This window comes from Streptomyces sp. NPDC051219 (assembly GCF_040682335.1).
GTDB lineage: Bacteria > Actinomycetota > Actinomycetes > Streptomycetales > Streptomycetaceae > Streptomyces.
This window is the reverse complement of sequence record NZ_JBFBAS010000005.1, coordinates 235,160-248,528: the sequence shown is the minus strand read 5'-3', so window position 1 is coordinate 248,528 and position 13,369 is coordinate 235,160. Positions and strand designations below refer to the sequence as shown.

15 protein-coding genes are annotated in these 13,369 nt (G+C 70.7%); 10 read left to right on the top strand and 5 right to left on the bottom strand.

Annotated features, from left to right (window positions below; genetic code table 11):
• The first annotated feature begins 69 nt into the window (after nt 1-69).
• The 10 genes from ald (at nt 70) to AB0M62_RS09405 (ending at nt 10,060) form a co-directional block, all read left to right on the top strand.
• The gene (gene ald, locus AB0M62_RS09450) at nt 70-1,185 is read left to right on the top strand and encodes an alanine dehydrogenase (RefSeq protein WP_366073556.1); all 1,116 of its coding nucleotides are present in this window, start codon (nt 70-72) and stop codon (nt 1,183-1,185) included.
• A 369-nt stretch (nt 1,186-1,554) separates the two neighbouring features.
• Nucleotides 1,555-2,709 carry a ParA family protein gene (locus AB0M62_RS09445; protein WP_366073555.1) on the top strand — a complete coding sequence of 385 codons (1,155 nt, stop codon included), beginning with the start codon at nt 1,555-1,557 and terminating at the stop codon, nt 2,707-2,709.
• Nucleotides 2,706-3,287, top strand: coding sequence for a hypothetical protein (locus AB0M62_RS09440; protein ID WP_366073554.1), 582 nt, complete (start codon nt 2,706-2,708; stop codon nt 3,285-3,287). Before AB0M62_RS09445 ends, AB0M62_RS09440 begins: the two co-directional genes overlap by 4 nt.
• A 259-nt stretch (nt 3,288-3,546) precedes the next feature.
• Nucleotides 3,547-4,716, top strand: coding sequence for a segregation/condensation protein A (locus AB0M62_RS09435; RefSeq protein ID WP_366073520.1), 1,170 nt, complete (start codon nt 3,547-3,549; stop codon nt 4,714-4,716).
• Nucleotides 4,713-5,354, top strand: a complete 642-nt coding sequence (gene scpB, locus AB0M62_RS09430) for an SMC-Scp complex subunit ScpB (RefSeq protein WP_366073519.1) — start codon at nt 4,713-4,715, stop codon at nt 5,352-5,354. The genes AB0M62_RS09435 and scpB overlap by 4 nt, the downstream gene beginning before the upstream one ends.
• On the top strand, nt 5,354-6,448 hold the full coding sequence (locus AB0M62_RS09425) for a pseudouridine synthase (RefSeq protein WP_366073518.1): 1,095 nt from the start codon (nt 5,354-5,356) through the stop codon (nt 6,446-6,448). Before scpB ends, AB0M62_RS09425 begins: the two co-directional genes overlap by 1 nt.
• A 120-nt stretch (nt 6,449-6,568) precedes the next feature.
• The gene (gene pnuC, locus AB0M62_RS09420) at nt 6,569-7,216 is read left to right on the top strand and encodes a nicotinamide riboside transporter PnuC (RefSeq protein WP_366073517.1); all 648 of its coding nucleotides are present in this window, start codon (nt 6,569-6,571) and stop codon (nt 7,214-7,216) included.
• The gene (locus AB0M62_RS09415) at nt 7,213-8,292 is read left to right on the top strand and encodes an AAA family ATPase (RefSeq protein ID WP_366073516.1); all 1,080 of its coding nucleotides are present in this window, start codon (nt 7,213-7,215) and stop codon (nt 8,290-8,292) included. The genes pnuC and AB0M62_RS09415 overlap by 4 nt, the downstream gene beginning before the upstream one ends.
• Nucleotides 8,289-9,023 (top strand): NUDIX domain-containing protein, encoded by a 735-nt coding sequence (locus AB0M62_RS09410; RefSeq protein WP_366073515.1) that lies wholly within the window; start codon nt 8,289-8,291, stop codon nt 9,021-9,023. Before AB0M62_RS09415 ends, AB0M62_RS09410 begins: the two co-directional genes overlap by 4 nt.
• Nucleotides 9,020-10,060 carry an ADP-ribosylglycohydrolase family protein gene (locus tag AB0M62_RS09405; RefSeq protein ID WP_366073514.1) on the top strand — a complete coding sequence of 347 codons (1,041 nt, stop codon included), beginning with the start codon at nt 9,020-9,022 and terminating at the stop codon, nt 10,058-10,060. Before AB0M62_RS09410 ends, AB0M62_RS09405 begins: the two co-directional genes overlap by 4 nt.
• Before the next feature lie 112 nt (nt 10,061-10,172).
• On the opposite strand, the gene AB0M62_RS09400 is transcribed toward AB0M62_RS09405, so the two are convergent.
• The 5 genes from AB0M62_RS09400 to AB0M62_RS09380 all read right to left on the bottom strand — a co-directional run bounded on the left by AB0M62_RS09400 (nt 10,173) and on the right by AB0M62_RS09380 (nt 13,254).
• On the bottom strand, nt 10,173-10,853 hold the full coding sequence (locus AB0M62_RS09400; RefSeq protein ID WP_366073513.1) for a nucleotidyltransferase domain-containing protein: 681 nt from the start codon (nt 10,851-10,853) through the stop codon (nt 10,173-10,175).
• 175 nt (nt 10,854-11,028) lie between these two features.
• On the bottom strand, nt 11,029-11,469 hold the full coding sequence (locus tag AB0M62_RS09395) for a Rieske (2Fe-2S) protein (protein WP_366073512.1): 441 nt from the start codon (nt 11,467-11,469) through the stop codon (nt 11,029-11,031).
• 10 nt (nt 11,470-11,479) lie between these two features.
• Entirely contained in the window at nt 11,480-12,082 is a 603-nt protein-coding gene (locus AB0M62_RS09390) for a DUF6529 family protein (RefSeq protein ID WP_366073511.1), read from the bottom strand.
• A gap of 21 nt (nt 12,083-12,103) precedes the next feature.
• Nucleotides 12,104-12,811 (bottom strand): hypothetical protein, encoded by a 708-nt coding sequence (locus tag AB0M62_RS09385; RefSeq protein WP_366073510.1) that lies wholly within the window; start codon nt 12,809-12,811, stop codon nt 12,104-12,106.
• Between the two features lie 98 nt (nt 12,812-12,909).
• On the bottom strand, nt 12,910-13,254 hold the full coding sequence (locus AB0M62_RS09380; RefSeq protein ID WP_366073508.1) for a DUF952 domain-containing protein: 345 nt from the start codon (nt 13,252-13,254) through the stop codon (nt 12,910-12,912).
• Nucleotides 13,255-13,369: the final 115 nt, after the last annotated feature.

Here is a 13,369-nt window from a genome sequence, read left to right as displayed (position 1 = left end):
TGCCGTCGCGCATCCGGGTATGTATGGAATTGCCCCCGTAAATTCCCTGAGCCAAGGACCGTGATCGACGTGAAGGTCGGCATCCCCCGCGAGGTCAAGAACAACGAGTTCCGGGTGGCCATCACCCCCGCCGGAGTGCATGAGCTCGTCCGCAACGGCCACCAGGTCTTCGTCGAGCAGAACGCCGGCGTCGGCTCCTCGATCACGGACGTGGAGTACGTCTCCGCCGGCGCGCAGATCCTCGGCACCGCCGACGAGGTCTGGGCCACCGCAGACCTGGTGCTGAAGGTCAAGGAGCCCATCGCCGAGGAGTACCACCGCCTCCGCAAGGACCAGACGCTCTTCACCTACCTGCACCTCGCCGCGTCGCGCGAGTGCACGGACGCGCTGCTGGAGTCCGGCACCACCGCCATCGCGTACGAGACGGTGGAGACCGCCGGCCGCGCGCTTCCGCTCCTCGCCCCGATGTCCGAGGTGGCCGGCCGGATCGCCCCGCAGGTCGGCGCGTACCACCTGATGCGCTCGGTCGGCGGCCGTGGTGTGCTCCCCGGCGGCGTCCCCGGCACGCAGGCGTCGAAGGCCGTGGTGATCGGTGGCGGTGTCTCCGGCTGGAACGCGGCGCAGATCGCCATCGGCATGGGCTTCCACGTCACGCTGCTCGACCGCGACATCAACAAGCTGCGTGAGGCGGACAAGATCTTCGGTACGAAGATCCAGACGATCATGTCCAACGCCTTCGAACTCGAGAAGGCGGTCCTCGAGGCCGACCTCGTGATCGGCGCCGTGCTCATCCCGGGCGCGAAGGCCCCGAAGCTGGTCACCAACGAGCTCGTCTCCCGAATGAAGCCCGGAAGTGTACTTGTCGACATTGCAATCGATCAGGGCGGCTGCTTCGAGGACTCGCGTCCGACCACCCACGCCGAGCCGACCTTCCAGGTCCACAACTCGGTCTTCTACTGCGTCGCCAACATGCCCGGCGCGGTCCCGAACACGTCCACCTACGCACTGACCAACGCCACGCTGCCTTACATCGTGTCGCTGGCCAACAACGGCTGGGTCGAGGCGCTGCGTCGTGACCCCGCGCTCGCCAAGGGCCTCAACACCCATGAGGGCCAGGTCGTTTACGGTCCGGTGGCCGAGGCGCACGGGCTCGACACGGTCGAACTGCACACGCTGCTCGGCTGACGCGTCAACACGCACCGTCAACCTCACGCATCCGGCCGGACCTTGCCTCGCAGGGTCCGGCCGGATGCGTATCGGGACAGTTTGCGAAGCTCGCTCAACTCGCCTCGAACGTAACCCTTTAACCGTTTCGCACACTCGCGAAATTTCGCAGTGACAGGCCGTACGCCCTTGACAGAGGGGCGTTCGGTTGCCGACACATCGTGCCGGGTCCGGCGGATTGTGTTGCTGCGGAGCGGTGACACGCCATAGAGTCGCCAACCGTCGGCATGGTGCCACGCTGACCTATCGATAAGTTTCCTGGTCACGTCCAAGGAGGTAAGACGACTTGTGAATGAGTCGACATTTACTCCCGGGGGTGGTCAACCAGGAATCCCCCCCCTACGCCCTGCGGGCGCGGGGGAGGTGCCCCCAGCGCGGGGCCAGGGCCCTGGCGGGCTCGAGGCTGTCGGCTCCGTCGCTGTCCGCACCTTCGCAAACCACCAGCACATGACGACAGCCCACCAGAGCATGGACGGCCAACACGTGAACGCCATGGCCGGCGACCGGAGCGGCCGAGAGCCCACCGGCTTCGCCGACTACGACGAAGTCCCCGAGGGGCACTTCTACGACCCCGACGCCGAGTACGAGCCCGATCCCGAGTACGCGGCCACCCTGGCGCCCGACGCGGCCCGTCAGCGCCGTGAGCGGATCGGCCCGACCGGACGGCCACTGCCCTACTTCCCGATCCCGGGCCCGTTGACGGACCACGGCCCGGCGAAGATCATCGCGATGTGCAACCAGAAGGGCGGCGTCGGCAAGACGACGTCCACCATCAACCTGGGTGCCGCGCTCGCCGAGTACGGACGCCGGGTGCTGCTCGTCGACTTCGACCCGCAGGGAGCCCTGTCGGTCGGCCTCGGCGTCAACCCGATGGAGCTCGACCTCACCGTCTACAACCTGCTCATGGAGCGGGGCATGTCGGCCGACGAGGTCCTGCTGAAGACCGCCGTGCCCAACATGGACCTGCTGCCGAGCAATATCGACCTCTCGGCCGCGGAAGTGCAGTTGGTCAGCGAGGTGGCCCGTGAGTCGACGCTGCAGCGCGCCCTCAAGCCGCTGATGGCCGACTACGACTACATCGTGATCGACTGTCAGCCCTCGCTGGGCCTGCTGACGGTCAACGCCCTGACGGCGGCACACAAGGTGATCGTGCCACTGGAGTGCGAGTTCTTCGCGCTGCGCGGTGTGGCGCTGCTGACCGAGACCATCGAGAAGGTCCAGGAGCGACTGAACCCCGACCTGGAACTCGACGGCATTCTCGCCACCATGTACGACTCCCGCACGGTGCACAGCCGTGAGGTGCTGGCGCGCGTCGTCGAGGCTTTCGACGACCACGTCTACCACACGGTGATCGGCCGGACCGTGCGCTTCCCGGAGACCACGGTCGCCGGCGAGCCCATCACCACGTACGCCTCCAACTCCGTCGGTGCCGCCGCTTATCGCCAGCTCGCCAGGGAGGTGCTCGCCCGGTGTCACGCCGAGTGAGTCTGCCGGGGGCCGACGAACTGTTCCGTACGACCGGGGGGATGGCACTTCAGTCGTCGTCGCCGCGGCGCGGCGTGAACGGCGAAGCGAGGGTGCCGGCGCCGGCCGGTGAGAGCGATCCCGTGCCGGAGCCGGCGGCGGCGCAGAGCGGCGAGGCCGCGGAGCACTCCGCCGCGGACGCCGACTCCGGCGAGCCGCGCAGCAGGGCGGCGGACGCGGAGCAGACCGCCGCCGCGACCGGGCGCCGGCCGCAGGAAGGTTCTGGCACACGGCCCGTGCCGGCTCAGGCGGCTCAGGCGGCTTCCGCCGGGGCGTCCGGCGGCGGGCAGCAGCGCCGCCGCGGCCGGGGCGCCAACCGACGGCCCAGCGGTCGGGAACGGCACGACGAGAAGATCACGGTCTATGTCTCCGCCGAGGAGCTGATGGACCTCGAGCACGCGCGGCTCGTCCTGCGCGGTGAGCACGGCCTCGCTGTCGACCGCGGGCGGATCGTGCGTGAGGCGGTCGCCGTCGTCCTCGCGGACCTGGAGTCGCGCGGCGACGCGAGCATCCTCGTACGGCGCCTGCGCGGGCGCTGACCGGCCAAGGGGGCGTCCGGCCGATTGCGCCGGGGCTCGCGCGGTCACAGTGCATGAGCCTTGCTCCGCGGAGTTCCGGGCCTCGCCGCGTTGTCGTCGGCCGCCGACGCTCCGCACAGGCCTCCGCCTCCGGCGTGCGATCCACGGCACCGGCCCCCGCTCCCTGATCCGGCCCTGATCGACCGGACACCCCCAGCGCCGGTAGCCTGCCCACTCGTACGGGCTGCCCGCCCGCTGATCCCCCGCACCCTGGACCGCGATGCCCCAGCCCGAAGACCCGGCCTCCGCCCGGCCCGCCCGCGCACCGCGCCGCAGCCTGGGCCGTGGCCCCGGGGTGGACCTGCCGGCGCCTTCGGAAGGCGAGACCGAGCCCGAGGTGCTGCCGGCGGCAGAGGGCGAGGAGACGCCGGAGGAACTGCCCGGTCCCGCCCCGTCCCCAGAGCGGCGAGAGGCCCGCGGTTTCCCCGACCGCCGCCGCCCCCTCGCCGGCGGCGCGCGCGACCTCGCGGCAGAGGCGTCCGCCCGACCCCCGGAACCGGCCCCCGAGCCGGAACCGCCAACGCACCCGGAGGCGGCAACCCACCCCGCGCCGCGCGCGGCCGGAAACCAGCAGCTCTCGGCCGGGGACGGTCGGTTCACCGTCCGGCTGGCCAACTTCGAGGGCCCCTTCGATCTGCTGCTGCAGCTGATCTCCAAGCACAAGATGGACGTGACGGAAGTCGCGTTGTCCAAGGTCACCGACGAGTTCATGGCCCACATCCGTGCCATGGGCGCCGACTGGGATCTGGACCAGACCACCGAGTTCCTGGTGGTGGCGGCGACGCTGCTCGACCTCAAGGCCGCCCGGCTGCTGCCCGCCGCCGAGGTGGAGGACGAGGCCGACCTCGCCCTCCTGGAGGCGAGGGACCTGCTCTTCGCGCGGCTGCTGCAGTACCGGGCGTACAAGCAGATCGCCGACATCTTCAGCGCGCGGCTGGACGCGGAGGGCAAGCGCTACCCGCGGACCGTGGGGCTGGAGCCCCACCACGCCGAGCTGCTGCCCGAGGTGGTCATCAGCATCGGCGCGGAGGGTTTCGCCAGGCTCGCGGTGAAGGCGATGCAGCCCAGGGCGAAGCCGCAGGTGTACGTCGACCACATCCACGCGCCGCTGGTCAGTGTGCGCGAGCAGGCCGACGTGCTGGTCGCACGCCTGCGCGAGCACGGGGAGGCGAGCTTCCGTACGCTCACCGAGGACGCGCCGGACACCCTGACCGTCGTGGCGCGCTTCCTGGCCCTGCTGGAGCTGTACCGGGAAAAGGCAGTGGTCCTCGACCAGGAGGAGGCGCTCGGCTCCCTCATGGTCCGCTGGACGGGCGGCGACGGGGCGCAGCCGGCCGTGACGGACGAGTTCGATCAAGAGGTTCGGCAGAACCGGGAGGAGAAGCCGTGAGCGAGGAGATTCCGGCGGGACCGGGCACGGTCGCCGATCTCGGCCTCAAGCCCGCCCTCGAAGCGGTGCTCATGGTCGTGGACGAACCCGCCACGGAGGAGCACCTCGCCAAGATCCTCGAGCGGCCGCGCCGCGCGGTGGCGGACGCGCTGCGCGAGCTGTCGGACGAGTACACCGTGCAGGGACGCGGCTTCGACCTGAGGCTGATCGCCGGGGGATGGCGGTTCTACACCCGCCCCGAGTACGCCGAGGCCGTCGAGGGCTTCGTCCTGGACGGACAGCAGGCCCGGCTCACACAGGCCGCCCTCGAGACGCTTGCCGTGGTCGCCTACCGCCAGCCGGTGAGCCGTTCGCGGGTCTCAGCCGTACGCGGAGTGAACTGTGACGGCGTGATGCGGACGCTCCTCCAGCGCGGTCTGGCGGAGGAGGCGGGGACGGAACCCGAAACAGGTGCGATCCTGTACAGGACGACGAACTACTTCTTGGAGCGAATGGGCCTGCGTGGCCTGGACGAGCTCCCGGAGCTCGCGCCCTTCCTTCCGGAGGCGGACGCGATCGAGGCCGAGACGCAGGAAGGTGTTCCGTCGTTCGACCCGGACGCACCGGACACCGAAGCAGACGACAAGACGGAACTTTAATGCAAAGCAGCGGCAGGAACAGCGGAAGCGGCAACCGGAACCAGCGGGGTGCGGGCTCCGGGCGTGACGGGCGTGACGACAAGCAGAAGCGCGACCGTCCCCGCCCCGAGGAGCGCCGTTACGACGTAGGCGGAGGATCCGCCGACAAGCCCGCGGAGCGGGGCAGGGGCGCGTCCGCCCGCGGCGGTGCCAAGGGCGGACCCAAGGCACCCGCGGGCGGCAAGAGCGGCGCCCCGCGCCGCTCCGGCGGTGGCCGGCCGCAGAGCGGTCCGGCCCGCCCGCGCGAGCTCGACGCCCGGATCGAGGAGCGCAACCGGGAGCGCCACAACAAGCCGCAGGTCAAGACCCCCAAGACGTTCCCCGGGGCCGAGCAGGAGGGCGAGCGGCTGCAAAAGGTCCTCGCCCGGGCCGGCATGGGCTCGCGCCGGGCGTGCGAGGAACTGATCGAGCAGGCCCGCGTCGAGGTCAACGGCGAGATCGTGCTCGAACAGGGCAAGCGGGTCGACCCGGAGAAGGACGAGATCAAGGTGGACGGCCTGACGGTCGCCACCCAGTCGTACCTGTTCTTCGCGCTGAACAAGCCTGCCGGTGTCGTCTCCACCATGGAGGACCCGGACGGCCGGCAGTGCCTCGGCGACTACGTCACCAACCGGGAGACCCGGCTGTTCCACGTCGGCCGGCTCGACACGGAGACCGAGGGCATCATCCTGCTCACCAACCACGGCGAGCTGGCCCACCGGCTGACCCACCCCAAGTACGGCGTCAAGAAGACGTACCTCGCCGCCATCCAGGGCCCGCTCCCGCGCGACCTCGGCAAGCAGCTGAAGAACGGCATCCCGCTGGAGGACGGCTACGCCCGTGCCGACCACTTCCGGGTCGTCGAGAACACCGGCAAGAACTACCTCGTCGAGGTCTCCCTCCACGAGGGCCGCAAGCACATCGTCCGCCGGATGCTCGCGGAGGCCGGCTTCCCGGTCGACAAACTCGTACGGACGCACTTCGGGCCGATCCCGCTGGGCGACCAGAAGTCCGGCTGGCTGCGCCGCCTCACCAACACCGAGGTGGGCATGCTGATGCGCGAGGTCGGTCTCTAGGACCGAGAGCACGAGCCCGCGGCCGGTTCCCTGACAACGGGGGGCCGACTGCGGGCTTTTGTGTCTTGTGGTGGGCACCGCCAGCCCTTTATAGTCAGAGTGACCATAAAGGAGGCGGGCGTGAGTCTCGCAGACGTACTGGACCCTCTGCAGCAGCCGTTGTTCACCGTGCTGGACACCCCCTTCACCTGGACCGAGGTCCTGGGGTTCGGCAGCGGCGCGCTCTGCGTCCGGCTCGTCGCCCGCCAGCACATCTCCAACTGGCCGATAGGCATCGCCAACAACGCCTTCTTCATCCTGCTGTTCACCCAGGCCGGCCTGTACGCCGATGCGGGGCTGCAGGTCGTCTTCATCACCCTCGCCGGGTACGGCTGGTGGACCTGGACCCACGGGGGTGGACCAGGTTCATCCGTCCTCCCGGTGCGCCGCACCACGCGCACCGAGTGGACTGGCCGGCCTCGGCGGGGGTGGTGGGGAGCCGTGACCCCTTTGGCGATTGCTTCGTTGATACGTTCATCGGGCGGATCGTGGACCCGCCCCGGCCGCCGGGAGGGTGGTCGCTGGACAGGCATGACCTGTCGAACTCCCCGGAGCGATTCAGGGGAGAGTCCTTTGCGCTTGCGTGAAGGAGAACTCCAAATCCCGCTGTACGCCTATGGCTGGATGCACCTGACGCCTCGATTGGCGTCTTGCGTTGCTGGACTGCGCGACTGGCTCCGCCCTTCGGCGGGACCGGACGCGCGGCCGGTGGCGGAGGCACTCGTATGAAGCGCTACGAGCACGGCCTCGTCCTCGGCAAGTTCTATCCGCCGCACGCCGGCCACCACCATCTCGTACGGACCGCCGAGGACCGGTGCGAGCGGGTCACCGTGCTGGTCTGCGGTGCCCCGGTCGAGTCGATCCCGCTCGAGGACCGCGTCAACTGGATGCGTGAGACGCACCCGTACGCCGACGTGGTCGGGGCCGTGGACGACATCCCCGTGGACCTCACCGACAACGCCGTCTGGGACGCGCACATGGCCGTCTTCCGGCCGGCCGTCCCCGGGCGGGTCGATGCGGTGTTCACCTCGGAGTCGTACGGCGAGGAACTCGCCCGGCGCTTCGGCGCGGAACCGGTCTGCGTCGACCCCGACCGTACGGTGTTCCCGGTCTCCGGGACCGCCGTACGCAAGGCCCCGGTCGGCTGCTGGGACTTCCTGGAACGTCCGGTGCGGGCCGCGCTCACCCGCCGGGTCGTGGTGCTCGGTGCCGAGTCCACCGGCACCACCACCATGGCGCGGGCACTCACCGAGCACTTCCAGCGCCGGGGCGGCGTCTGGGCACAGACCCGCTGTGTGCCGGAGTACGGTCGGACCTACAGCGAGCGCAAACTCGGCTCTCTGCGGGCCACCTGGCCGGACGCCCGGTGGGAGGGCGTCGAATTCTCGGCGGACGACTTCCCCCGGATCGCCCGCAAGCAGCAAGGCATGGAGAACGCTGCCGCCCGGGCCACCTCGCCCGTACTGTTCTGCGACACCGACGCGTTCGCGACCACCATCTGGCACGAGCGCTATCTGGGCGGCAGCCACCCCGAGGTCGCCGAGATCGCCGCGCTCGGACGTCAGCACCTGTGGCTGCTCACCGACCACGAGGACGTGCCCTTCGAGGACGACGGCCTTCGTGGCGGAGCGGAGCTGCGGCCCTGGATGACCGGACGCTTCCACGCGGAACTGACCCGTACAGGGCGGCCGTTCCTGATGCTCGGCGGCCGCCATCAGGAGCGGCTCGCCACCGCCGTCGCCGCGGTGGACAGTCTGCTCGCCGAGGGCTGGCACTTCACCGACCCACTCCCGGAGCTCCGGTGAACGCCGGTTCGCCCGAGGGCTACGACCCGCACGCCTTCGAGCCCTTCGCGGTGACCGTCGACCTCGCCGTCTTCACCGTGCGGGGCGGCCGGCTGCACGTCCTGCTCATCCGGCGCGGACAGGACCCGTACGCGGGCGCGTGGGCGCTGCCCGGTGGCTTCGTACTGCCGAGAGAGTCCGCGGAGACGGCCGCCCGACGCGAACTCGCCGAGGAGACCGGCCTCTCGGAGCGCACGGTGGCCGCGCTCCACCTCGAACAGCTGCGCACGTACAGCGAACCGGACCGGGACCCCAGGATGCGGGTCGTCTCCGTCGCGTACACCGCGCTCGTCCCCGACCTGCCCGAGCCGCGTGGCGGCGGTGACGCGGCCCACGCCCAGTGGGTTCCCGCAGACGCGGACGAACCCCTCGCCTTCGACCACGACCTGATCCTCGCCGACGCCCGGGGGCGCATCGGCGCGAAGCTCGAGTACACCTGCCTCGCGACCTCCTTCTGCCCGCCCGAGTTCACGCTCGGCGAGCTCCAGCAGGTGTACGAGACGGTCTGGGGCACCGCACTCGACCGCCCCAACTTCCGGCGCAAGGTCCTCGCCACCCCCGGCTTCGTCGAACAGGTGGCGGGGGCCGCGCGGCTCACCGGCGGGCGGGGCAAGCCCGCCGCGCTCTACCGCGCCGGCCCCGCCACTGCCCTGCACCCACCGCTGCTGCGCCCGGAAGGACGGCCCCGATGATCGGCACGAACGGCATGAACGGCACCCTGACCCGTACCAAGCAAGCGGCCACCGGCTCGCTGATCGGACTGGCCCTCGGCGACGCGCTCGGGTTCCCGACCGAGTTCAGTGATGTGCCCGCCATCCTGGGAAAGTTCGGGCCCTGGCGGGAGATGGACCTGCCCAAGCCCGCGATCGTCACGGACGACACCCAGATGACCCTCGCGCTGGCCCAGGGCATCCGTACCGCGATGGACCGAGGGCTGCTGGGCCCGCTGCGGCTGGCCCGGCCGGTGCGCGAGGAGTTCGTGAACTGGTACCACTCGCCGGAGAACAACCGGGCACCCGGGCGGACCTGCATGGTCGCCTGCCGGCTCCTGGACAGTGACCGGCCCTGGCAGGAGGCGAGCCAGGTCGGCTCCAAGGGCTGCGGCGCCAATATGCGGGTCGCGCCGGTCGGGCTCGTGCCGGGGCTGAGCGAGGAACAGCGCGCGGGCGCCGCACAGATGCAGGCCGCGCTGACACACGGCCACCCGACGGCGCTGGCGGCGAGCGACCTCACGGCCCGCGCGGTGTTCCTGCTCGCCCAGGGCGCGGAGCCGACCGGACTGGTCGGGCAGCTGCGTTCGTACGCGATGGACAACCGCACCCGGTACCACGAGCGCTGGCTCGGCGACCTCTGGACGTACGCGCACGACGCCTCGCCCGGGGTCTTCATATCCCGTGGCTGGGACGAGTGCCTGGCCGTCCTGGACCGCCTTGCCCAGGCCCTGCGCACACCGTCGCCGGAGACCGACCCCTGCCTGGCGACGGGGGAGGGCTGGATCGCCGAGGAGGCACTCGCGACGGGACTGCTGTGCTTCCTGCTCTTCCCCGGGGAACCGGTCACCGCCCTGCGCAGAGCGGCCTGCACGAAGGGCGACTCCGATTCGATCGCCTGCCTGGCGGGCGCCTTCGCGGGCGCGCACCTGGGTGCGGGGGCCTGGCCGCGGGAGTGGGAGGCCCGCATTGAGTACCGGAGCGACCTGCTGTCGCTCGGGGCGCTCTGGGACGCCTGACCCGCGACGGATCGATCGCGAGGGGCCGCTGCGGACCGCCGCGGTCCGTCGCGGTTGCCGGTGCGGCCGGCCAGGGCGCAGGAGCCCTGAATGGATCCAGCCCTGAATGGATCTAGTCGAACGTGTAGTGGACGGCGCGGACGCGGTGCAGCCACGCCTCGGCGGCCGCTTCGTCCGGCTGGTCGGGCAGGACGCTCTTCGTTTTGTCGAAGAGCCGCTCGAACCCCTTCAGCATCGGGAGGGCGACCATGGCGTCGGCCGCCACTTCCTCACCGAACTGGTGGTAGGACTCCGGGTCGTCGACACGTATCTGCAGCCGGCCGGTGGCGTACAACTCGAAGCCCTGATGGCACAGCCGCCGGAGATGTCTGGCGTGCTTGGCGGTGCGATTGCGGGTCTCGGCCGAGAGCGATCCGTTGCCGCGGTCGTAAAGGCGCTTGAACTGCTGGGTGGCGTAGCCGAGATAGGCGTCGCGGACGCGCTTCGCGGACAGCAGGTTGCTGCGGATGCCGATCAGCTCGTCACCGAGCGGGGTGCGCACTTCGTACAGGTCGTCCGGGAGCCAGACGAGTTCCATGACGGAAGGGTTGCCGCGGAGGGCGAGCCGGCACCATTTCGCGGCTTCGTGGAGGGTGCGGTCGGGGCCGGTGGTGACGTGGGACGCGGTCGGCTGCTGGAGGCCGTGGAATGATGCGGTGTCCGCGGCGAAGACACCGAGGCGGTCGATGTCGGATCCCGGTTTGGCCAGTCCGTAGGCGGTGGAGCCGACTATCCCTGACAGCAGTATGTTCATGGTGCGGCGTCTCCGGCGAGGACGGTTGCGGTCGGCCAAACGCTACGACAGCCGCCCTGCGCGGTGTTCGGAATTTCGGCGACAGGCCGCAGTCCGTGAACTCCTCGGCAGCGGGCCGGTTGCAGGCTTCGGCGAGGGAGCGGAGCGCCCCTGGCGTGGCCTGCACGCGGGAGCCTTACGCCAGACGGATCGTGTCCCCATCGACGGTGATCTTCATCTCCTCCAGGGGACGTGTGGCCGGCCCCTCCTCGACCGAGGCGTCCGCGACGGCGAATTTGCTGCCGTGGCAGGGGCAGTCGATGGTGCCGTCCGCCACCTTGTCGACCAGACACCCCTGATGGGGGCATACCGCCGAGAAGGCTTTGAAGTCGCCCGCATCGGGCTGCGTGACCACGATCTTCCGGTCCTTGAACACCATGCCGCCGCCCACCGGGATGTCCGCCGTGGCGGCCAGCTCCTCGCCGCCGGGCGGCTGAGCCTGCGTGGCCGAAGTCGCCCTCGGGGTGCTGTCCGCGCCGTTGTCGCCCTCGTTGTACTCGCTGCAGCCGATGAGCGCGCTGCCCGCCACCGCGGCGCCCGCCGCCAGTACCGTCCGTCGGCAGGTGGTTTCCCGCATGGCCGTCTCCTTAGGTCGTCACCCCGAAGGTGCGGAAGAACCACAGCGCCGAGGTCAGCCAGATCACTGTCAGCGCCGCGAACGTCAGGCCGCCCACGATCGGCAGCAGCCAGCCGGGCAGCCGCTCCGTACGCAGCAGGAGCATCTTGGCGCTGAATGCCCCGAAGAAGAAGCACCCCACCAGCGAGTGCCACATCACGCGCGATTCGTAAGCCTGATAGCCCAGCCCGTACAGGCAGTGGACGGCGACGGGCACCGTCAGCAGGAAGGCGATCCGGCCCGACCACCGGTGCGCGGGCGCGGTCCACGAGGCCACGCGGATCCCCGGCAGCCGGCCGTACATGGCGAGCGCCGACACAACCTGGACGAGGGCGAACGCGAAAGCCGCGGTGGCCAGCCAGGACTTGACCGCTCCGGTGCTGTTGAAGCCGGCCAGGTTGAAGGCGGTCCCCGCCGGATCGTGGGTCCTGCCGTACACGCCGAGACCGACCGCGACCGCGGCGGCGACGAGCGCCGGGACCAGGAAGCGGGCCGGACTCGGCCGGGCGTGGCCGTGGGCGGCTCGGGGCGGGCCGGGGAACGAGGCGGTCCGGGCGTTGGGATCGACGGGCATGGCGTACTCCACTCCCTGCGCTCAGGGGACGGCGGGGCGGGCGGTGAGCTGCTGACCGTCGATCGTCACCGATCCGGTCCGGGGATCGATCCGGGGAGCGGGGGCGGGGTCGCCGTCACGCTTGAGGATCCCGACCTGCCGGCCGTCGGGAAGGACGATCCAGCCGCCGTCGAGCTTCGCTCCGCCCACCTCGGCGGTGGCGCGGTAGAGGCTCCCACCCGGCTTGTCGGCCCGCGGAGCGGTGAACTGCCGGCTCTTGCCGCTGATCTCGACCGTGCCCTCGATCCTGCCGCCGCTCAGGGTGCCTTCGAGCGTGGCGCCGTTCCGGCCGGTCAGTCGCATAGAGCCGTCGTCCTGGACGTCGCCGCGCAGCCAGGACTCCACGCTTCGCCCGTCGCAGAAGTACGCGATCGCCTTCCCGTCCCGCAGGGACACGGCGACGGCCGCGGTGTCGTCCTCGGTGCGGCCCGAGTACTCGGCGTCCGGCGGCGGCTTCCCCGGCGGCGTCACCGACGGAGTGGCGGTGGGCGTAACGCTGGGCGTGGTGGTGGGCGTGGTCGAGGAGGGCGTGCCGGCTGCGGCGGGGGCGCTGGGGGACGGGCTTGCGCCGGTCTCCGTGCCCTCCCCGTACGACGAAGTCTTCGTCCCCGTGGTGGCGTTGAGGGACAGCATGAACAGTCCGAGGAGCAGACCGGCCAACAGGGTGAAGAGCGGTCCTGAGCGTTTCATCGCGTCCTCCCCCAGGGGCGGGGCATCGCAGTCGCCCCATGCAACCGGACCGGCACCCCGCGCGTCCAGAGGGGAACAGGACGGGACGGCCTACGCCATCAGGATCCGGCGGGCCACGGCTCCAGGCCCAACGCCCGGCCCGCCTCGTCCCGCCGCACCTCCAGCATCCCGGTCACGGCGGCCCGGTCGATCGGTCCGTACACGTGCGGGAAGAACTTCTCGCCGTTGCCCTCGCGGCGGACCTCGGCGTCCAGCAACGCTTCGTCGATCAGCAGCACCAGCAGGGGGCCGGGCGTCTCCCGGTAGTACTCGTCCGCGATCGCCAGTGCCGAGTCCTCGTCCGGCGAGCAGTGCACAAAACCCTCCGCGGCCAGGGAGCCGGGGGTGTAGGGGAGGCCGGGTGAGGCCGTCCACTCGTCCAGGGACACGACATGAAAGATCATGACCCCGTTCTACCGCAGCCCGCACGCCGGGTTCCTGCCCGTCCCGTACTCCGGCAGCCGTCTCGCAGGACGGGCGCCGGGGCCTTGTGCTCCTCCCGCTGACTACGCTGATCGC